Annotated in this window: 17 protein-coding genes and 1 tRNA gene; 10 read left to right on the top strand and 8 right to left on the bottom strand. The window is 65.4% G+C overall.

Translation table 11 applies throughout. The annotated features are described in order from the left end of the window. The coding region (gene nadB / locus V7Q81_RS02765; RefSeq protein ID WP_333840155.1) for an L-aspartate oxidase at positions 1 to 1381 on the top strand (1381 nt) is incomplete at its 5' end. Here nadB and V7Q81_RS02760 read toward each other — a convergent pair. Both V7Q81_RS02760 and V7Q81_RS02755 read right to left on the bottom strand, forming a co-directional pair. After that, a complete protein-coding gene (locus V7Q81_RS02760; RefSeq protein WP_333840154.1) occupies positions 1375 to 1842 on the bottom strand; it encodes a protein YgfX in 468 nt (155 codons plus the stop codon). The two genes, nadB and V7Q81_RS02760, sit on opposite strands and share 7 nt — an antisense overlap. Positions 1843 to 1860: 18 nt before the next feature. Continuing rightward, positions 1861 to 2304 carry a universal stress protein gene (locus tag V7Q81_RS02755; protein WP_333840153.1) on the bottom strand — a complete coding sequence of 148 codons (444 nt, stop codon included), beginning with the start codon at positions 2302 to 2304 and terminating at the stop codon, positions 1861 to 1863. Between the two features lie 274 nt (positions 2305 to 2578). Between V7Q81_RS02755 and V7Q81_RS02750 the strand changes: the two genes are divergently transcribed. Genes V7Q81_RS02750 through V7Q81_RS02735 form a run of 4 tightly spaced genes read left to right on the top strand, consistent with a single transcriptional unit; the run spans position 2579 to position 7690 of the window. After that, positions 2579 to 5557, top strand: a complete 2979-nt coding sequence (locus tag V7Q81_RS02750) for an adenosylcobalamin-dependent ribonucleoside-diphosphate reductase (RefSeq protein WP_333840151.1) — start codon at positions 2579 to 2581, stop codon at positions 5555 to 5557. 16 nt (positions 5558 to 5573) lie between these two features. After that, positions 5574 to 6608, top strand: coding sequence for a CAF17-like 4Fe-4S cluster assembly/insertion protein YgfZ (gene ygfZ, locus V7Q81_RS02745; protein WP_333840149.1), 1035 nt, complete (start codon positions 5574 to 5576; stop codon positions 6606 to 6608). Beyond that, entirely contained in the window at positions 6608 to 6889 is a 282-nt protein-coding gene (locus V7Q81_RS02740; RefSeq protein WP_333840148.1) for a DUF4936 family protein, read from the top strand. The genes ygfZ and V7Q81_RS02740 overlap by 1 nt, the downstream gene beginning before the upstream one ends. A gap of 15 nt (positions 6890 to 6904) precedes the next feature. Continuing rightward, positions 6905 to 7690 carry an NRDE family protein gene (locus V7Q81_RS02735; RefSeq protein WP_333840157.1) on the top strand — a complete coding sequence of 262 codons (786 nt, stop codon included), beginning with the start codon at positions 6905 to 6907 and terminating at the stop codon, positions 7688 to 7690. Here the strand turns inward: V7Q81_RS02735 and V7Q81_RS02730 are convergent. After that, positions 7685 to 8134, bottom strand: a complete 450-nt coding sequence (locus V7Q81_RS02730; RefSeq protein WP_442954739.1) for a GNAT family N-acetyltransferase — start codon at positions 8132 to 8134, stop codon at positions 7685 to 7687. The genes V7Q81_RS02735 and V7Q81_RS02730 overlap by 6 nt on opposite strands. Before the next feature lie 46 nt (positions 8135 to 8180). Here V7Q81_RS02730 and V7Q81_RS02725 point away from each other — a divergent pair, with 46 nt between their 5' ends. Continuing rightward, a complete protein-coding gene (locus V7Q81_RS02725) occupies positions 8181 to 9716 on the top strand; it encodes a class II aldolase/adducin family protein (RefSeq protein WP_333840145.1) in 1536 nt (511 codons plus the stop codon). Positions 9717 to 9741: 25 nt separating this feature from the next. Here the strand turns inward: V7Q81_RS02725 and uvrB are convergent, their stop codons facing one another. Then, positions 9742 to 11811, bottom strand: coding sequence for an excinuclease ABC subunit UvrB (gene uvrB / locus V7Q81_RS02720; protein WP_333840144.1), 2070 nt, complete (start codon positions 11809 to 11811; stop codon positions 9742 to 9744). 152 nt (positions 11812 to 11963) lie between these two features. On the opposite strand from uvrB, the gene V7Q81_RS02715 reads away from it, so the two are divergent. The 4 genes from V7Q81_RS02715 (at position 11964) to V7Q81_RS02700 (ending at position 14825) form a co-directional block, all read left to right on the top strand. Then, positions 11964 to 13169: an amino acid aminotransferase gene (locus tag V7Q81_RS02715; RefSeq protein ID WP_333840143.1), complete on the top strand. Its 1206-nt coding sequence runs from the start codon at positions 11964 to 11966 to the stop codon at positions 13167 to 13169. A gap of 57 nt (positions 13170 to 13226) precedes the next feature. Next, positions 13227 to 13302, top strand: a tRNA-Asn gene (locus V7Q81_RS02710). 1169 nt (positions 13303 to 14471) lie between these two features. Continuing rightward, on the top strand, positions 14472 to 14630 hold the full coding sequence (locus V7Q81_RS02705) for a hypothetical protein (protein WP_333840142.1): 159 nt from the start codon (positions 14472 to 14474) through the stop codon (positions 14628 to 14630). A gap of 51 nt (positions 14631 to 14681) precedes the next feature. After that, entirely contained in the window at positions 14682 to 14825 is a 144-nt protein-coding gene (locus V7Q81_RS02700) for an NnrU family protein (RefSeq protein ID WP_333840141.1), read from the top strand. A gap of 232 nt (positions 14826 to 15057) precedes the next feature. Here the strand turns inward: V7Q81_RS02700 and ftsB are convergent, their stop codons facing one another. The 4 genes from ftsB to V7Q81_RS02680 form a co-directional block, all read right to left on the bottom strand. Continuing rightward, the gene (ftsB, locus tag V7Q81_RS02695) at positions 15058 to 15381 is read right to left on the bottom strand and encodes a cell division protein FtsB (RefSeq protein WP_333840140.1); all 324 of its coding nucleotides are present in this window, start codon (positions 15379 to 15381) and stop codon (positions 15058 to 15060) included. Then, a complete protein-coding gene (gene eno / locus V7Q81_RS02690) occupies positions 15381 to 16664 on the bottom strand; it encodes a phosphopyruvate hydratase (RefSeq protein ID WP_333840139.1) in 1284 nt (427 codons plus the stop codon). Before eno ends, ftsB begins: the two co-directional genes overlap by 1 nt. A gap of 21 nt (positions 16665 to 16685) precedes the next feature. Next, positions 16686 to 17552, bottom strand: coding sequence for a 3-deoxy-8-phosphooctulonate synthase (gene kdsA, locus V7Q81_RS02685; protein ID WP_333840138.1), 867 nt, complete (start codon positions 17550 to 17552; stop codon positions 16686 to 16688). A 150-nt stretch (positions 17553 to 17702) separates the two neighbouring features. Continuing rightward, entirely contained in the window at positions 17703 to 19388 is a 1686-nt protein-coding gene (locus tag V7Q81_RS02680; RefSeq protein ID WP_333840137.1) for a CTP synthase, read from the bottom strand. Positions 19389 to 19502: the final 114 nt, after the last annotated feature.

Below are 19502 nucleotides of genomic sequence, written 5' to 3'. Positions count from 1 at the left end.
CCGCTACATGGTGGGGCGGGGGCGGGAGGCCATCCAGTGGCTGATTGACCAGGGCGTTCCCTTCACCCGGGACGGCGAAAACGGAGGCGGCTACCACCTTACCCGGGAAGGGGGTCACAGTGTGCGCCGGGTGATCCACGCTGCCGATGCCACCGGCCGGGCGGTGCAGACTACCCTGGAGGCTAGGGTGCGGGAGCACCCCAACATCACCCTGCTCGAGCGGCACATGGCAGTGGATCTCATCACTGCCGCCAAACTGGGTTTGCCGGGCAGTCGGTGCCATGGCCTCTATGTGCTGGACGGGGAGCGGGGGGAGGTGCGTACCGTCAGCGCCGATTTCGTGATCCTGGCCACGGGGGGCGCCGGCAAGGTCTACCTGTACACCACTAACCCGGATACCGCCACTGGGGACGGCATCGCCATGGCCTGGCGGGCGGGATGCCGGGTGGCCAACATGGAGTTCATCCAGTTCCACCCCACCTGCCTCTACCATCCCCATGCCAAATCCTTCCTTATTTCGGAGGCGGTGCGGGGGGAAGGCGGCGTGCTGCGGCTGCCGGACGGAAGCCGCTTCATGCCCTGGCACGATGAGCGGGCGGAACTCGCCCCCCGGGACATCGTCGCCCGGGCGATCGACTTCGAGATGAAGAAGCGCGGTCTAGACTGTGTCTATCTGGACATCTCCCACAAGCCGGCCGAATTCCTGAAAAGCCATTTCCCCACCATCTACGCCCGGTGCAAGGAGCTCGGCATCGATATGACCCGGGACCCGATCCCCGTGGTCCCGGCCGCCCATTACACCTGTGGCGGCGTGATGGCGGACGTGGCCGGCCGCACCGATCTGCCGGGCCTGTACGCCATCGGAGAGACCGCCCATACCGGGCTACACGGTGCCAACCGGTTGGCCAGCAATTCGCTGCTGGAGTGTCTGGTGATGGGTCGGGCAGCGGCTGAGGACATCCTGCGCCAGGGGCCTCAGCCCATGGTCCCCCTGCCGGCTTGGGACGAGAGCCGGGTGACGGACGCCGACGAAGAGATCGTGATCTCCCACAACTGGGACGAGCTGCGCCGCTTCATGTGGGACTACGTGGGCATCGTGCGCACGGACAAACGGCTGGAGCGGGCCCGACACCGCATCCGGCTGCTCGGCGAGGAGATCGAAGAATACTACGCCAACTTCCGGGTAACCAGCGACCTGCTGGAGCTGAGGAACCTCGTGCTGACGGCAGACCTGATCGTGAAGAGCGCCTCCCTGCGCCGCGAGAGCCGGGGGTTGCACTTCAGTCGGGATTACCCCCAGCCGCTGCCCACCGCCTCCAACACGGTGCTGGTACCTGACGCGCCCCGGCGCGCCCTGCGGCAGCGGGCGGAGCTTCACTGATCCATCGCCGCCCCCTTTTCTGCCGCCGGCGACACGGCACCCCAGCGCAGCACCACCCGCAGCGCCCGCAGGCTGTCGGCATCCGCCGAATCGGGAAGCAGCACCACCGACCGCTCTCGCCCGCCCCCGTGCGGCGCCACCTGCACCACCAGGAGCCAGGGATGAACCAGGCTGCAGGGCAGCACTCGCCCGGCGATTTTCTCTCCCGCCCGGGTTTCCAGCTCCACCCCCAGATTCGAGCTCACTCGCAACTTCACCCAGGCCCTAGACCCCCGTAGCCAGGCATGCCGGGCGATAGAGGCCACGGCGCTCGCGAGGAGAGCAAGCCCCAGCAGGACCTTGGCCGCCGCCGGCAAGTCCAAGGGAAAGAGGGCGGCTATAGCCGTTCCGTGCCCTGCCGAAAGCGCCAGGGTGAGCGCCGCAGATGGGCGCAGGCAAACTTCCACGGTGGGCTTTTCCACGGCCGTTTCCCTCGCGGGTCAGCGGAATACCAGCACTGGAATCTTGGTGTGGCTCAAAACCCGCATGGTCTCGCCTCCTAGCAGCAGGCTGGCGATGCCCCGGCGCCCATGCGAAGCCATCACGATCAGGTCGCAACCCCGCTCTTCGGCGGTGCGAATGATGAGCTCGAAGGGGTGATGGCCGGTGGTAAAGACGGTCTCGCATGGGACCCCCGCCTCCTGGGCCGCCCGCTCAATGGCGGCGAGATAGGTCTTGCCCCGGGCTCGGGCTTCCTCGGCGAACTGCTCGTCGGTGATGGGATCCACGGGCATCAGCCCGTCGTAGGCGATGGGCTCGAATTCGGGAGCCACGTGCAGTCCCGTGACTCGAGCACCGATGCTCTTGGCGAAGGCGATCCCTTTGGTGATGGCGATCTGGGACAGCTCGGAGCCGTCCGTGGGCAACAGGATATGCTTGAACATGGCCCATGCTCCTTTCTCCCAGGCCCTTGGCCTTTCGGGTGCCATAGCCTACCCCGGTTAGCCCAGAGGGCGCTACCCGGGAAGGAACTGCTCCGGGAAAAATCCCTGGCCGTGGAGCACGGGGTTGGCGGGAGTGGCCTAAAACTGTATATTTTTACAGCCTACAGACCCGGCCGGCCATCCGGTACCCCGGCAAACGTGCGAAAATAACGGGCAGGTTTTCGCCCTTCACCGAGCGAAAAGGATACCCCAACCGTCTTCTCAGAGAGTCCGTATGAACATTCCGCTCGATGCTCCCGGTAAGGCTCGCGGGACGGTGTGTCCCGTCCTGGAGGAGCTGATCGCTCCCCAGGAGTGTTCCCTCGACGTGCTGATGGAAAAATACGCCAAGGGGGACGAGCGTACCGTAGAGGAAGTCCGGCTGCGGGTGGCCCGGGGGCTTGCCCAGGCGGAAGCGGAAGCCCAGCGCTGGGTGGGCCCCTTCTACCAGGCCCTGGCCAACGGCTTCATCCCGGGCGGCCGGATCAACTCTGCGGCGGGCACCGCCCTCCAAGCGACCCTCATCAACTGCTTCGTCCAGCCGGTGGCCGACTCCATTTCGGGCCATATCGACGGCGTGCCCGGCATCTTCATCGCCCTCAACGAAGCGGCGGAGACCATGCGCCGCGGCGGCGGCGTGGGCTACAACTTCTCGGCGATCCGCCCGAGTGGGGCGCTGGTACGGGGCACCTGCAGCTCCGCGTCGGGTCCGGTGAGTTACATGGAGGTGTTCGACGCCATGTGCGCCACGGTAGAGTCCGCGGGTGCCCGTCGCGGGGCTCAGATGGCGGTGCTCAACTGCACCCACCCCGACATCGAGGACTTCATCGTCGCCAAGTACCGTAAGGGTCGGCTCACCAACTTCAACATGAGCGTGGCAGTGACCGACGCGTTCATGCGGGCGGTGGAAGCGGATGCCGAGGTGGAGCTTATCCATCCTGCCGAGCCAGGTGCCGAGGCCAAGGCTCGGGGCGCCTATCAGCGGGCCGACGGCCTGTGGGTTTACCGGCGGGTGCGGGCCCGGACCCTGTGGGACAAGATCATGGCCTCCACCTATGACCACGCCGAACCGGGCGTGGTCTTCATCGACCGAGTCAACCGGGACAACAACCTCTGGTATTGCGAGCGCATTGAGGCGACCAATCCTTGTGGCGAGCAGCCGCTGCCCCCTTATGGCTGTTGCGACCTGGGCTCCATCAACCTCACCCGTTTCGTCGCCCATCCGTTCACGGAGCGGGCCGAGTTCCTGACCGAGGCCTTCCGGCACACGGTGGCGATTGCCGTGCGCATGCTGGACAACGTGCTCGACTTAACCCACTGGCCTCTGCCCCAGCAGCAGGAGGAGGCCCGCAGCAAACGGCGCATCGGGCTGGGCTTCACCGGACTGGGGGATGCCCTCATCATGCTGGGCTTGCGCTACGACACCGAGGCGGCCCGGGAGATGGCGGCCGCCATCGCCCGGGAGATGCGGGATGCCGCCTATATGGCTTCGGTGGATCTCGCCCGAGAAAAAGGCGCCTTCCCTGCCTTCGACCCGGACAAGTACCTGGATGGAGAGAGCTTCGCTTCGCGCCTGCCCAAGGAGCTCAAGGCCCAGATCCGCAAGCACGGGATCCGTAACTCCCATCTGCTCTCCATCGCCCCCACGGGCACCATCTCCCTCGCCTTTGCGGATAACGCGAGCAACGGCATCGAGCCGCCCTTCTCGTGGACCTATATCCGCAACAAGCGCATGCCCGACGGAAGCCGTCGCCCGTATACGGTGGAAGACCATGCCTACCGGCTGTACAAGCGGCTCACCGGCATCGGGGAAGAGGTGACCCTGCTTCCCTGGGATCCCTCCCGGGGCATTCCTCCGGGCCAGGTGTGGACGGAACGGGGCAAGCGCTACGCCTTGCTGCCTGAGGCCTTCGTCACCGCGCTACAGATGCATGCCCTGGATCACATGCGCATGTCGGCGGCAGTGCAGCCGTACATCGACGCCGCCATCTCCAAGACGGTGAACGTGCCCGAGGACTATCCCTTCGAGGCGTTCAAAGACTTGTACATGGAAGCCTGGAAAGCGGGCCTGAAGGGTATCACCACCTATCGCCCCAACGAGACTCTAGGCGCGGTCCTGGAGGTCCAACCCCGGAACAAGACGGAACCCCAGGACATCCAGCTCTCCGAGGTAGACAAGCGCCTGGTGCTGGAAAAGGCCCCGACCCCGGCCCTCGCCAGCTTGCGCTGGCCTGGACGGCCCCAGCTTCCCGCCGGCAACATGGCCTGGACCTACGAAGTGGAGCATCCCCTGGGCAAGTTCGCTATCTTCGTGGGGGAGATCACCCAGCCCGACGGGCGGGTGAAACCCTTCGAGGTGTGGGTGAACGGCAATGAGCAACCCCGAGGCCTCGGGGCGCTGGCGAAGACCCTGTCCATGGACATGCGGGCGGAAGACAAGGTATGGCTGCGCACCAAGCTGGACGTGCTGGCCAAGACCGTGGGGGATGACGGATTTATGGTGGCGATGCCGCCCCGGGGCGAGCGGGTGTGGGCGCCCAGTCTGGTGGCTGCTTTCGGCCGCATCGTCCGCTACCGCTGTGAGCAGCTCGGTGCCTTGTCGGGGGAGGACGAGCCCACGCCGGTGATGGACGCCCTCTTTGCCCGCCGGGAGCCCAAGACTGGCACCGACGGTACCCTGAGCTGGACCGTGGACATCGCCAATCCCGCCACCGGGGACGACTTCGTGCTGGGGGTGAAGGAGCTGGTGCTGCCGGGAGGGGAGCGACGACCCTACAGCATGTGGCTTGCCGGCTTCTACCCCCGGGTGCTGGATGGCCTGTGCCGGCTCCTCTCCTATGACATGCGGGTCGTGGATCCCGCCTGGATCGGCATGAAGCTGCGCAAGCTTCTCAACTACTCCGAGCCGCGGGGCGACTTCATGGCCCGGGTGCCCGACGCCGAGCGTCAAGAGAACTTCCCCAGCACCATCGCCTACCTGGCACGGCTGCTGATCCACCGCTACGCCATGCTGGGGATCCTCACCGAGCAGGGACACCCGGTGGTGGACATGGGGGTGCTGGCGGTGCCCGAGGCCTTCACAGGAGAAGCGGGCTTGGTGGCCCAGCCGGCCTTGGCCGGAAAGCCCTGCGACGAATGCGGCGCCCGCACGGTGATCAAGAAGGACGGCTGCGAGTTCTGCACCTCCTGCGGGGCCGTGGGGGCCTGCGGCTGATCTCGGTTAAGACCCCATGCATCCCGACTGGAGAGCCTATCTAGCATCCCAAGGCGCCCGCACGGACAGCGGTCGGGTGATCGACTTCGGCGATCCTGCTGGGGAGCGGAAAGCCACCCGACGCGACACGGTGATCGCCGATCTGTCAGGATACGGCTTGCTGCGGGTCTCGGGCCCCGATGCCCAGGCCTTTCTCCATGGGCAGCTCTCGAGCGACGTGCGGGGGCTTTCCCCTAACCAGGCCCAGCACAGTAGCTACAACACTGCCAAGGGACGGATGCTGGCCAGCTTCCTCCTGTGGCGCGAGGGCGCAGACTACATCTTGCAGCTCGCTGCGGAGCTCGCCGAGCCCATACGCCGGCGCCTCGCCATGTTCATCCTCCGGGCCAAGGTGCAGGTCGAGGACTTGAGCGACGTTCGGGTGCGCCTGGGGGTCGCGGGCCCCGAGGCCGGGCGGCTCCTCGCCTCTCGCTTCGGAAGCCTACCGGAGGCGGATCTCGGCGTGGTCCAGGCGGAAGAGGCAACCCTCATCCGGCTCGGGTTGCAACGCTTCGAGCTGGTGAGTCCCCTGGAACAGGCCCCTATCCTGTGGGGGGGCCTCAGGACGGCCGCTCGGCCCGTCGGTTTTCCTTGCTGGGAATGGCTTCAGATCCGAGCCGGTATTCCTATGGTCACCGCAGCCACCCAGGAGCAGCTGGTGCCCCAGATGGCCAACCTGGACGCCCTGGGAGGCGTAAGCTTCCGCAAAGGCTGCTACCCGGGCCAGGAAATCGTTGCCCGAACCCATTACTTGGGCAAGCTCAAGCGGCGGCTTTGCCTCGCCCATCTGGACGCAGAGGTGGCCCCCGTGCCGGGGGACGCCCTCTACGGCCCGGACGCGGAGGGCCAGGCGAGCGGCATCGTGGTCAACGCCGCTCCCGCCCCCGGGGGGGGCTATGACCTTCTGGTGGTGCTCCAGCAGGGAAGCGCCCAGGCGGGGGAGGTTCGCTGGAAGGCCCCCGATGGGCCCCGGCTGGAGCTTCTGCCCCTTCCTTACCCGGTGCCCCGGTGATGCTCGCCTACTACATCTATTATCGGGTCGAACCGACCCGGGCGGCGGTGGCGGAAACCCGGGTGCGGGAGCTACAGACGGCGTTGGACTGCCGCACAGGAGTCGCCGGGCGGCTTCTCAAGAAGCGGGACGAACCCCATCTGTGGATGGAAGTCTACGAAGAAGTGGAGGATCCCGTCCGCTTCGAGGAAGCGCTCGCCCAGCTCGTGGAGGAAAAGGGATTGCGGACCCTGCTGGCCCCCGGCGCCGAGCGGCGAGTCGAATGCTTCGTCATGGGCTGATACCCCGTGTCCGCCATGTGCCTTGCCCTCCTTGCCCTCCATACCCATCCTCGCTACCGGCTGATCCTGGCGGCGAACCGGGACGAGTTTTACGATCGGCCCACGGCCCCCGCTGCGTTCTGGTCGGACCATCCCCAGATCCTGGCCGGGCGCGATCTGGCAGAGGGGGGCACCTGGCTCGGCATCACCCGGACCGGCCGATTCGCCCTGGTGACCAACTACCGGGAGGGGGGTGCCCGGCGCGAGGCGGCTCCCTCCCGGGGCCGGCTGGTGAGCGACTTCCTGATCGGCGCCGAAGCGCCCGAGCGCTACGCCACGCGGCTGGCGGCCCGCGCCCACGAATACAACGGATACAACTTGATCGTGGGAGACGGCGCCACCGTGGTATACCAGTCCAACCGCGCCGAGGGGATGCGGCGTTTGATGGACGGGGTGTACGGCCTGAGCAATCACCTGCTGGACACCCCTTGGCCCAAGGTCCGGCGCAGCAAGGAGACCCTGTTCGGGCTGCTGGAGCAGGAAGGCTCCGCCCTCCTGGAGGGACTGTTCCAGATGCTGGCGGACCATTCCCGCCCTGGCGACGGGGAGCTGCCCGAGACCGGCATCGGGTTGGAGTGGGAGCGACTGCTCTCGGCCGCCTTCATCGCCTCCGACACCTATGGCACCCGCTCCTCCACCGTGCTGCTGGTTGCTCAGGACGGAACGGTACAGTTCGTGGAGCGCAGCTTCGGTCGCAATGGCACACCGGGAAGCCAAGTGAGCTACGTATTTACTCTGTCCGGATCCACCCCGGGTTCATAGGGAGCGCACCATCTCCACGTGGGGGATGCCCGCTTCCATGAACGCTTCCCCCTCTCGCACGAAGCCGAAACGCTCGTAGAACGGGACCGCGTGGACCTGGGCGTGAAGCCGCACCGGGGACAGCCCTCGGCGTTGCGCCTCCGCCAGCAGGGCGGCGAGCAGCGCACCCCCCACGCCCCTGCCCCGCCAAGGGGGCAACACGGCCATGCGGCCGAGGCGGCCGTCGGGAAGGAGCCGCGCTGTGCCGATGGCCGCTCCCGTCGCATCTTGGGCCAAAGCGTGGACGGACTCGGCATCCGCGCCGTCCCACTCCAGCGCTTCGGGAACACCCTGTTCTTCGATGAAAACGGCCCGCCGCACGGCGGCGAGCTGGGCCTGGGCATCACTCCAGCCCACCAGGCGGATCGTATATTGGGGCCTATCGACGGGGGACCGGCGGCTCATGGGAGGCGACGTTTATAATAGCCCTGCGCCGACTCATCCCTCCACCATGCCCATCCGTAGCCGCTGGGACGATCAAGAGGCCGCCCGATTTCCCGGGGCGCTGGGAAGCCGCGTCTATACCTCGCGGCTCCTGGGCCAGGACCCCGCCTTGGTCCTCTACGGGGGCGGCAACACTTCGGTCAAGGTGGAGGAGCGGGGGTGCCGGGTGCTCTACGTGAAAGGCAGCGGTGCCGACCTCGCCTGCGTGGACGAAGGGGCCTTCGTGCCGATCGATCTGGACCGGGTCTTGCCGCTTCTCGAATGCGAGGAGCTCGACAATGAGGAGATGCTGGCGCGGCTCAAGGACGCGGTGCTTTCCCCCGGCGCGCCGACCCCCTCCATCGAGACCCTGCTCCATGGGGCGCTTCCCTTCCCCTACGTGGAACATACCCATGCCGACAGCATCCTGGCGGTGGCCAACGTGGCCGCCGCCGACCGGGTATTGCAAGAGGTATACGGGGAGCTGGCACCGGTGGTGCCCTACCGCCACTCCGGTTTCGAGCTGGCCAAAGCCTGCGCCGAGGCGTTCCGGCAGCAGGCAACGCTCCGCACCATCGGCTTCATCCTCCAATTTCACGGCGCGGTCGCCTTCGGCCCCAGCGCCCGGCAATCCTACGAAAACATGATCGCTCTGGTAGCCCGGGCAGAAGACTATCTTGCCGCCCGGGGCGCCTGGGTGCTGCCCGAGGCGGCGGTCCCTCCCTTGGACCCGGAGGCTGCCGCCCAACTGCGCCGGGACGTCTCTCGCGCTGCGGGCTTCCCCCTCGTCCTTACGCTAGCCCGGGATCCGGTGGCCATGGCCTTCGCCCGGCGCACCGACCTGGAAACCGTGTCCCAGCAGGGCCCGCCGACGCCTCAGCACGCGATTTTCACCCGGCGGGTACCCCTCCTCGGGCGGGACGTGGGTGCCTACACCCGTGCCTACGCTGCGTATCTGACCCGCTACCTGGGCCCCGAGAAGGCCCGCGCCCTAGACCCCTCTCCCCGCATCGTTTTGGACCCCGCGCTGGGACTGGCCGCCCTGGGGGTGGATGCCCGCCACGCCTCCGTCGCGGCGGACGTCTATCTCCATGACATCGCCATCATCACTCGCGCCTCTGCCCACGACGCATACCGGGCGGCACCGCCCCAGTTCATCGCTTTGGCCGAACTGGCCTACGGAGGATTCGAGCAGAGGCTGCGGCGTGAGGCCGCGGGCAAGCGCCCGCTCCTCGGCCAGGTTGCCCTGGTGACCCCGGGCGCCGACCGCCACGACCCGGGTTTGGTCCCTCGGCTGCTCGAGCTGGGCGCGGCCGTGGTGCGCGTAGTCGCTTCGCCGTCTGATCGCCGCAGCGATAAGGACCCGGCACTCCTGGAAGCACCCCTGGGTGGCGTGACCGCCGAGGACCGGGAGCGGGTGGTGGAGACCGCCGTGTGTGCGTTTGGCGGCCTCGACCTGCTGTGTGCCGTGGGGGATCGGGAGGCCTGGTACCGGGCCTGCCGCTCGATCCTCGCCTGCTCCCCGGTGGCCGGGGCGCTGGAGCGGGTCGGCATTGCCTTTTGACCGAAGCGAGCCGAGGGAGGGAACGCTATCCTTGGTCGAATCCGATGAACAGCCGGTTCTTGAGGCTGTGCAGCAAGTCCCGAAGCTGGGCGGCCCGCTCGAACTCCAGGTTCTTTGCCGCTTCCAGCATTTCTTTTTCGACTCGCTTGATCTCTTTCGCGTACTGCTCTTCGGATAGGACGCGGTAGCCCGCCTGGGCTTCGGCTGCCATGGACAGCGGCTTGGTGCTCTCCGGCTCGTAGATGCCGTCGATCAGGTCCTTGATGCGCTTGGAGACGCTGCGCGGGACGATGCCGTGCTCCTTGTTGAAAGCGATCTGCTTGCGCCGTCGGCGCTCGGTCTCCTCGATCGCCCTCCGCATGGAGTCGGTCATCGTGTCCGCGTACATGATGGCAGTGCCGTTCACGTGGCGTGCTGCCCGGCCGATGGTCTGGATGAGGGAGCGCTCGGAGCGCAGGAACCCCTCCTTGTCTGCGTCCAGGATGGCCACCAGGGAGACCTCCGGGATGTCGAGGCCCTCCCGCAACAGGTTGATCCCCACCAGCACATCGAATTTTCCGAGGCGCAGATCCCGGATGATCTCCACCCGCTCCACCGTGTCGATGTCGGAGTGGAGATAACGCACCTTGATACCGTGCTCGGAGAGGTATTCGGTCAAGTCCTCGGCCATGCGCTTGGTGAGGGTGGTCACTAGTGCCCGCTCGCTGCGGCCGACCCGCAGATTGATCTCCGACATGAGATCGTCCACCTGGGTCGAGGCGGGCCGCACTTCCAGGGCCGGGTCCACCAGCCCGGTGGGCCGCACCACCTGCTCCACGATCTGGGCCGAACGCTCCCGCTCGTACTCCGCCGGAGTGGCCGAGACGAAGATGGTCTGGCGCATCACCCGCTCGAATTCGTCGAACCGCAGCGGCCGATTGTCCAGGGCGCTCGGCAGTCGGAAACCGTATTCCACCAGGTTTTCCTTTCGCGAGCGGTCGCCCCGGTACATGCCCCCGAGCTGGGGAACAGTCACGTGGCTCTCGTCGATGAACATGATCGCGTTGGTCGGAAGATAGTCAATCAGGGTGGGCGGTGGCTCGCCGGGCGCGCGGCCAGAGAGGTGACGGGAATAGTTCTCGATGCCCTTGCAGAAGCCCAGCTCGTTGAGCATCTCCAGGTCGAAACGGGTGCGTTGCTCAATGCGCTGGGCCTCCACCAGGCGGCCGGCCTTCTGGAAGAATTCGATGCGCTCGGCGAGCTCCTGCTTGATCGCCTCGATCGCTCTCAAGGTGGTGCCGCGCGGGGTGACATAATGGCTCGAAGGATAGACCGTGAACCGTCCCACCCGCTGCATCATCCGCCCGGTGAGGGGATCGAAGAGATGGAGCTCTTCCACCTCGTCGTCGAACAGGCTCACGCGTAGTGCCGTCTCGGAATGCTCCGCAGGGAAAATGTCGATCACGTCCCCGCGCACGCGGAAGGTTCCCCGGCGAAAGTCTAAGTCGTTGCGCTGGTATTGCATGTCCGCCAGGCGCTTGATGATGTCCCGCTGGGAGATCCGCTCCCGCTCCCGCAGGTGCAGGATCATGCCGTGGTAGTCCACCGGATCGCCGATGCCGTAGATGGCGGACACGGTGGCCACGATCACGCAATCGTCCCGCTCCAACAGGGACTTGGTGGCCGACAGCCGCATCTGCTCGATGTGCTCGTTGATGCTGGAGTCTTTCTCGATGTAGAGATCCCGGGAAGGCACGTAGGCTTCCGGCTGGTAGTAGTCATAGTAGGAGACGAAATACTCCACAGCGTTTTCCGGAAAGAACTCCCGCATCTCCGCGTAGAGCTGGGCAGCCAAGGTCTTGTTGGGTGCCAGGATGAAGGCCGGCCGGCCCAGGCGGGCGATGACGTTGGCCATGGTATAGGTCTTACCGGAGCCCGTGACACCCAGCAGCGTCTGGTACATCAACCCGTCGCGCACGCCTTCCACCAGCTGGGCGATCGCCTGGGGCTGGTCACCTGCCGGCGGAAACGGCTGGTGGAGCCGGAAGGGACTGCCGGGAAAGGTCTCCACCCGGTGGGGGGAACGGGCGACCGTGGGAGGCGCAAGGCGTGCCATGGGGCAATGAAGATCCAATGGATAGCGGTCTCGGGCGAACACTTAGATTCTCCCATACCCCTGCGGATTCCCGCCACGCTCGCCCTATTTCTTTGTCTGGCGCCACTGCCGAGGTAAAATCAAATTTTTTGCTTTCATCCCAGAGCCGACCCATGCCCTCTTCTTTGTTTGCCGGCGTTCCCATGGCGCCCCGCGACCCCATCCTCGGCCTAAACGAGCTCTTCAACGCTGACAAGAACCCGGCCAAGGTCAACTTGGGGGTCGGGGTCTATTGCGATGAGACCGGCCGGGTACCTCTGCTGGAGTGCGTGCGCCTCGCGGAGCGCCAGGTGGTGGAGCAGGCAGCCCCCCGCAACTACCTTCCCATCGACGGCTTGCCCGCCTATGACCGCATGGCCCAGAGCCTGCTTTTCGGTGCTGACTCGAGCGCGGTCTCAGACGGCCGAGTGTTGACGCTTCAAGCCTTGGGGGGCACGGGAGCCTTGAAGATCGGGGCCGATTTCCTGCGCCGGCTGCTTCCCGGCGCCCAAGTGTGGATCAGCGATCCCAGTTGGGAAAACCACCGGGCCCTGTTCGAGGGAGCCGGATTCACGGTGAACGCCTATCCCTACTACGATCCGGCAACCCATGGCGTCGGCTTTGCCGCAATGATGGAGGCCCTCCACGGCATGCCGGCCCAGTCCATCGTGGTGCTCCATGCCTGCTGCCACAACCCGACCGGCGTGGATCTGAGCCCCGACCAGTGGGAGGAGGTGATCACCACCGTGCGCCGCCGGGACCTGGTGCCTTTCCTCGACATCGCCTACCAGGGATTCGGTGACGGGCTGGAGGAGGACGCCCGGGTGGTGCGGCGTTTCGCCGAGACGGAGGGCCCCTTGTTCGTGTCCAGCTCCTTCTCCAAGTCGTTTTCCCTGTACGGGGAGCGGGTGGGGGCTCTGAGCGTGGTGACCAGCGGGGCCGACGAAGCCGCGCGGGTCTTAAGCCAGTTAAAACGCGTTGTGCGTACCAACTACTCGAATCCTCCCACCCACGGCGGAAAAATCGTCGCCGGGGTGCTCGGTTCTCCCGATCTGCGGGCCCTGTGGGAGCAAGAGCTCGGTCAGATGCGGCAGCGCATCCGCACCATGCGAAACCAGTTAGTGGAAAAGATTCATGCCCGAGTTCCAGGGGCGGACTTCGGCTTCATTGCGCGCCAGCGGGGGATGTTTTCCTATTCCGGCCTGTCCAAGGAGGCGGTCCGGCGGCTGCGGGACGAATTTTCCATCTATGCGGTGGATACCGGCCGCATTTGCGTTGCGGCGCTCAACGCCCGCAACATCGACTACGTGGCGGATGCGATCGCCAAAGTCATCCGCTAGCTCCTGGCCGGGGTTGTCCGGGCCCAGCGGAGACCGTAAAATTCTCATCCTCTCGCTTCCCCGATAGCTCAGCCGGTAGAGCAACGGACTGTTAATCCGCGGGTCGCAGGTTCGAGTCCTGCTCGGGGAGCCATCCCTTTCCCGTGAGGATCGTTTTCCACCCCGCAAGTCATCGGCTAAGGGAATTGCCTGTATCCACAGGCAAGGGCGATGGCTTCGGCACGCAGCGCCTGATCGAGGCAGCGAAGGCGTTTCAGCCCGGATTGCTGCCGGAACGCCCCTATAGCATGCTTCCGCTAGCGTTGTGGCGTGCGCGCCAGAGTGGCGGCGGCGGGGAGACGGCCTTGCGCGCAGCGTGCTCCAAGTCGGTCGGTTCCAGGAACGACACCACCGCCGCGGGGACTGTCCCTTGGAAGGTGGCATCGAATCCCGCCTCGGCGTGGAAGGCGGCTCAACGGTATCGAGCAAGCGTAACCGTAGCGATCTACCAGGAAGGCGACAGTCCTGTCTTTGCCTTTGCCAGCGCGGCCAGTGGAACTGCTCGGAGCACCGCTGCCCTGTGCGCCTTGCCGAGGATTGGGTGTGACTTGCGCGCTTTTGGCCGCCTCGTGCAGCGCCCGGTTGCGCGCGTCGATTGTCCAGCCGATGGCGGCCATCCGCATCGCCGGTCCGTTGTCGAAACGGTAGCGGGGATCCGCGTCCTCGTCAAAAGCCGGTCGCGAAACCGGGCCGCTGTGCGTCGCGTGGGGCTAACGGCGTCCCCATCGCCGCAGGATAGCCCCGTCATCTAGCCCCTTGCGGACCGTGCTGGCGACCGCTACGGTGAGAACGGTGCCGTCCGTGAAACATGTAGCGATGCCAAGAGTGTCGAGGGGCGTAATACCGAGGGCATAAAATGACCGGCCTTCGACGATACGAGTTCTCCCCGCTGCCCCGGCTCGTACGGGCCGACTGGCGGCAGCGGCCCCCCTTCTACATGGCCGCCTCGCTCGGCCGCCCGCGCTCGGGCCGGACAGGCCGGGGCCCGGCCCTGGGTCCCTGGGCTGACGGTTCCTCTCGGATACGGTAGTGGGCTTCCAGCCCCGCCTCGCGCAGGGCCTGGATTATCTGAGTTAGAATGGCGGGGTCCACCGTCGCTGGTGCTTGAGCCGTGGACCCGCTCCTGCTTCTGTTTGTGTCGATGCTCGGATTCGTGGGCGGGCAGTTTCTGCTCTCCTTTTCGCCCGTCCGCCAGCGCCTTGCCACGCGCATCGGCGAAGCGGTGTTCCTCGCTTTGTATTCGCTTCTGGCTCTAGGTGTCCTTTGGGCCCATGGAAAAGCGCCACGGATACCTCTCTGTGGGATCTGGCCGCGGCTGGGCGTCTCGTGCCGGCGATCGTCATGCCCGTCGCCCTCGTGTTGATCGTGCTGTGGCTCTTTTTCCGCGATGTGACGGCGGTGGGCGGGAAGTGGCTGGTTTGATCGGGCGCCCCATCGCCGGAATCGCGGCCGTCACGTGGCATCCCTTCCTTTGTGGGTACCCTGTGGGCGCTCGCCTATTTGGCAGTGAACGGCGGTTTGCCCTCCTTGCTCCTGTTCGGCGGCATGGCCATCCTCGCTCTGGACGGGATGCCTGCCATCGACGCCAAGCGGGTCGCGCATCTGGGAGAGGCCTAGAGCGAGGTTGCGCCCTGCGCCTCCCTCTTCCCTTTTCGGGCAGCCTTCCAGGGGCGGACCTCCGTGGATTGGCGAGGCATTGGGTTTATGCGGTCCCGCGGTGGGAATCCTCCTTTACCTGGTGCTGCTGACTCAGCACCAGCGGCTTTTCGGAGTTCCCGCGCTGGGTTGAGGCGACAGAAAGAACAGGCACGCGCTGTAGGTCAAGCGGCAGGCGAAATTGATGTCACCTCTAGCGCTGCGCTGAGGCGGGCGGCGGCACCGGAGCGGAGCCTCCCCCGGCGGCCAATTCCAATACCTGGAAAAACACTTCATCCTGGCGGATCATTCCCAGCTCAGCCCGGGCCCGCTCTTCTACGGCTTCCAGACCCTGCTTGAGATCACGGACCTCTGCATCTAGGGCAGCGTTACGCTGCCGCAGCCGCTCGTTCACCGCCCGCGCCTCTTGGAGTTGCCTCTCCAGCTCCCATACCCTCAGCCAGCTGCCCTTTCCGAACCATAAGGGATATTGAATCAACACGATCAGGGCCACCAGCGCGAGAGCGAGAAGTCGCATCACTTGAGCTGGTAGAACGCCCCCCGGCCGGGATAGTAGGCGGATTCGCCTAGATCCTCCTCGATGCGCAGCAACTGGTTATATTTTGCCAGGCGATCCGAACGCGAAAGTGATCCGGCTTTGATTTGCATCGCGCCCGCGGCCACCGCGATGTCGGCAATGGTGGTATCCTCGGTCTCTCCCGAGCGGTGAGACACCACGGCGGTATAGCCGGAGCGTTTGGCGAGCTCGATCGCTTCCAGGGTTTCGGTGAGGGTCCCGATTTGATTGACCTTGATGAGGATCGAATTGGCGACGCCCTGCTTGATTCCCTCCCCCAGAATACGGGGATTGGTGACGAAAATATCGTCGCCCACCAGCTGCACGCTTCTTCCGAGACGTTGAGTGAGCAACTTCCAGCCGTCCCAGTCGGTTTCGCTCATGCCGTCCTCAATGCTGAGGATCGGGTACTTCTGCGTCCAGGAGGAAAGATATGCGGCGAATTCCTCCGCGCTCAGGCTGCGCTTCTCGGCCTGAAGCACGTATTTACCCTCTTCGTAGAACTCGGAGGCGGCGCAGTCGATAGCGATGGATACGTCTGCCCCAGGAAGGTAATCGGCGGCCTCAATCGCCCGCATGATGAGCTCCAAGGCAGCCTCGTTGCCGGGGAGGTCGGGGGCGAACCCGCCCTCATCCCCGACGGTGGTGGGCATGCCTTGGTCGTGCAGGAGCTTCTTGAGGGCGTGGAACACTTCGGCGCCACAGCGCAGGGCGTCCCGAAAGCTCTGGGCACCTACCGGAACGATCATGAACTCCTGCATGTCTAGTCGGTTGTTGGCATGGGCACCGCCGTTGATGATATTCATCATCGGCACCGGCATGGCTCGGGGGCCGACACCGCCCAAGTAGCGGTAAAGGGGAAGGCCCGCCTCGTCAGCAGCGGCCTTGGCCACCGCCAGGGAAACGGCGAGGATCGCGTTAGCCCCCAGTCGAGATTTGTTTTCCGTGCCGTCGAGCTCGATCAGGGTCTTGTCGATGAAGCTCTGCTCGGCAGCATCCAGACCCATGATGGCTTCCGAGATTTCGGTGTTTACGTTCTCCACCGCCTTCAGCACGCCCTTGCCCAGATAGCGCTGGGCATCGCCATCGCGCAGCTCCACCGCTTCCTTCTGGCCGGTGGAAGCTCCGGAGGGTACTGCAGCGCGTCCCATGGATCCGGACTCGAGCAGCACGTCCGCCTCCACCGTGGGATTTCCTCGGGAATCCAGAATTTCGCGTGCAACAACGTCGACTATGGCACTCATGGCAGCTCGTGGATCTTGGTTTTATTTAGCGGCGCGGAGCGCCGATTCCTCGAGGTAGCGCTCTTCGGAAAACCCCCGCGCCTTCACCAGGGCATCGATGTCTTTGAGCGTCTCCAGCAGCTCCGGCATGCGGTCCAGGGGCCAGGCGTTCGGACCGTCGGAGAGGGCACGGTCCGGGTCGGGATGGGTCTCCATGAACAGCCCCGAAACTCCCACGGCAATAGCTGCCCGGGCAAGGACCGGGACGAATTCCCGCTGACCGCCGCTGCGATCCCCTTGCCCGCCCGGAAGCTGCACTGAATGGGTGGCGTCGAATACCACGGGGCAGCCGGTCTCTCGCATTACCCTGAGGGAGCGCATGTCCGAGACCAAGTTATGGTAGCCGAAAGAGACACCCCGCTCGCATACCAGGATGTTGTCTTGGCCACTCGCCTCCCGCGCCTTCTCCACCACGTTCTTCATCTCCCAAGGGCTCAGGAATTGCCCCTTCTTGATGTTCACTGGCCGACCAGCGGAGGCTACGGCGCGAATGAAGTCCGTCTGGCGGCACAGGAAGGCGGGCGTCTGCAGCACATCTACCGCTGCCGCCGCGAGGGGGACTTCGCTTTCGGTGTGCACGTCGGTGAGCACCGGCACGCCCACCTGCCGCCTCACCTCGGAGAGCACCTTTAAGCCCTGTTCGATCCCCAACCCGCGGAACGACTTGCCCGAGCTGCGGTTCGCTTTGTCGTAGGAGGACTTGTAGATGAAAGCAATCCCCAGCTTGCCGCAGATTTCCTTCAGGCGGCCGGCGGTGTCGATGGCCAACTGCAGCGATTCGACGACGCAGGGGCCCGCGATCAGGAAGAACGGCCGGCCGAGGCCCACTTCGAAGCCGCAGAGGTTCATGCGCGCCTCCGCTCCCAACGCGGGCCCCTGCGGTGCCCTTCCCGCCCCAGGCGCTGCGCGCCGCCGCGTCCGGGCGCCCCCGCGATCAGGAAGAACGGCCGGCCGAGGCCCACTTCGAAGCCGCACAGGTTCACGGCGAGGGGTGGCATGTCACACCGTGCTGCCCAGCCCCACCGGCACCTCGGAAACCCGCTCTTCCGGGATGCCCCGCGTGCGGCGCCTGTGCGCCAGGGCAGCCTGAATGAAGGCATTGAACAGAGGATGACCGCCGCGCGGAGTGGAGGTGAACTCCGGGTGGAACTGGCTTGCTACGAACCAGGGGTGGTCCGGAAGTTCGATCATTTCCACCAATCCCTCGGCGGTGGACAAACCGCTCACTCGCAGCCCTGCGGCCTCGAGCTGGGGTAGGTAGTTGTTGTTGACCTCGTAGCGGTGCCGGTGGCGCTCCACGATCCGGGGCGCGTTGTAAATCCTGCGCGCCAGCGTGCCTTCCCGCAACGCGCACTCCTGGCCGCCCAGGCGCATCGTGCCGCCCAAGTCCGACTGAGCGCTGCGCCGTTCGAGCGACCCGTCCCGGTTGACCCATTCGCTGATCAAAGCGATCACGGGATGGGGTGTATCCGGATCGAACTCGGTGCTATGGGCGCCGTCGAGGCCCGCCACGTGACGGGCAAACTCGATGACCGCAAGTTGCAACCCCAAGCAGATGCCCAGGTAAGGGATCTTGTTCTCCCGGGCATAGCGAATGGCTTGGATTTTCCCCTCGACGCCCCGCTTGCCGAAACCGCCGGGCACCAGGATGGCGTCCATGCCCTGCAGGCACCCGGTGCCTTCCCGCTCGATCGCTTCCGAATCGATGTAGTGAATACGCACCCGGGAGCGGGTATGGATCCCGGCGTGGGTCAAGGCTTCGGAGAGGGATTTATACGACTCGGTGAGGTTGACGTATTTCCCCACCAGCGCGATGTCCACCTCCGCGACGGGATGCTCGAGCGCTTGCACCAATTTGTCCCAGTCGCTCAGGTCAGCCGGCGGCACCGACAATCCCAGACGGCGGCAGACGATGTCGTCCAGCTTCTGGCGGTGGAGCATCGCGGGGATCTTGTAGATGCTATCCACATCCACCGCCGAGATCACCGCCTCCTCGGGCACGTTGGTAAAGAGAGCAATTTTGCGGCGCTCTTCCGGCGGCAGCGGCCGGTCTGCTCGGCACAAGATGATGTCGGGCTGGATTCCGATCTCCCGCAGCTCTTTGACCGAGTGCTGGGTAGGCTTGGTCTTGATCTCCCCCGCAGAGGGAATGTAGGGCACCAGGGTCAGATGGATAAAGCAGGTGTCCTGCCGATCCATCTGGATCGCCATCTGACGCACCGCTTCGAGAAAGGGCAGAGATTCGATGTCGCCCACCGTACCGCCAATCTCGACGATGGCGACTTCCGCGTCGCCTGCTCCTGCGCGGATGAAGCTCTTGATTTCGTCGGTGATGTGGGGGATCACCTGTACCGTGCCCCCCAGGTAGTCGCCGCGCCGCTCCTTCTTGATGACGCTTTCGTAGATCTGGCCGGTGGTGAAATTGTTGCGGCGAGTCATCTTGGCTTGGCTGAAGCGCTCGTAGTGCCCCAGATCCAGATCGGTTTCCGCCCCGTCCTCGGTCACGAACACCTCGCCGTGCTGGAACGGGCTCATGGTGCCCGGATCCACGTTGATGTACGGATCCAGCTTGATCAGGGTGACTCGGATGCCGCGGGATTCGAGAAGCGCTGCCAGGGACGCGGAGGCGGTACCTTTACCTAGGGAGGAGACGACGCCACCGGTGACGAAGACAAACTTTGTCATGGAAGCCTATGATAGCTTAAAACGCCTGGGGGCAACAGCTTGCAGACCGGCGTTCGCTTGCGCGTTGGCGCATCCTTGCAAGCCCCGGTAGCCGGCGCGGTACAGGCGCCGCGG

This window comes from Pelomicrobium sp. (assembly GCF_036803785.1).
Lineage (GTDB): Bacteria > Pseudomonadota > Gammaproteobacteria > Burkholderiales > UBA6910 > Pelomicrobium.
This window is presented reverse-complemented; position numbering and strand designations above follow the sequence as displayed.

Coding starts and splice junctions, on each gene's coding strand:
- V7Q81_RS02755 (WP_333840153.1), bottom strand. CDS start 2,304: ATGTTCAAGCATATCCTGTTGCCCACGGACGGCTCCGAGCTGTCCCAG.
- V7Q81_RS02750 (WP_333840151.1), top strand. CDS start 2,579: ATGAACATTCCGCTCGATGCTCCCGGTAAGGCTCGCGGGACGGTGTGT.
- ygfZ (WP_333840149.1), top strand. CDS start 5,574: ATGCATCCCGACTGGAGAGCCTATCTAGCATCCCAAGGCGCCCGCACG.
- V7Q81_RS02740 (WP_333840148.1), top strand. CDS start 6,608: ATGCTCGCCTACTACATCTATTATCGGGTCGAACCGACCCGGGCGGCG.
- V7Q81_RS02735 (WP_333840157.1), top strand. CDS start 6,905: ATGTGCCTTGCCCTCCTTGCCCTCCATACCCATCCTCGCTACCGGCTG.
- V7Q81_RS02730 (WP_442954739.1), bottom strand. CDS start 8,134: ATGAGCCGCCGGTCCCCCGTCGATAGGCCCCAATATACGATCCGCCTG.
- V7Q81_RS02725 (WP_333840145.1), top strand. CDS start 8,181: ATGCCCATCCGTAGCCGCTGGGACGATCAAGAGGCCGCCCGATTTCCC.
- uvrB (WP_333840144.1), bottom strand. CDS start 11,811: ATGGCACGCCTTGCGCCTCCCACGGTCGCCCGTTCCCCCCACCGGGTG.
- V7Q81_RS02715 (WP_333840143.1), top strand. CDS start 11,964: ATGCCCTCTTCTTTGTTTGCCGGCGTTCCCATGGCGCCCCGCGACCCC.
- ftsB (WP_333840140.1), bottom strand. CDS start 15,381: ATGCGACTTCTCGCTCTCGCGCTGGTGGCCCTGATCGTGTTGATTCAA.
- eno (WP_333840139.1), bottom strand. CDS start 16,664: ATGAGTGCCATAGTCGACGTTGTTGCACGCGAAATTCTGGATTCCCGA.
- kdsA (WP_333840138.1), bottom strand. CDS start 17,552: ATGAACCTCTGCGGCTTCGAAGTGGGCCTCGGCCGGCCGTTCTTCCTG.
- V7Q81_RS02680 (WP_333840137.1), bottom strand. CDS start 19,388: ATGACAAAGTTTGTCTTCGTCACCGGTGGCGTCGTCTCCTCCCTAGGT.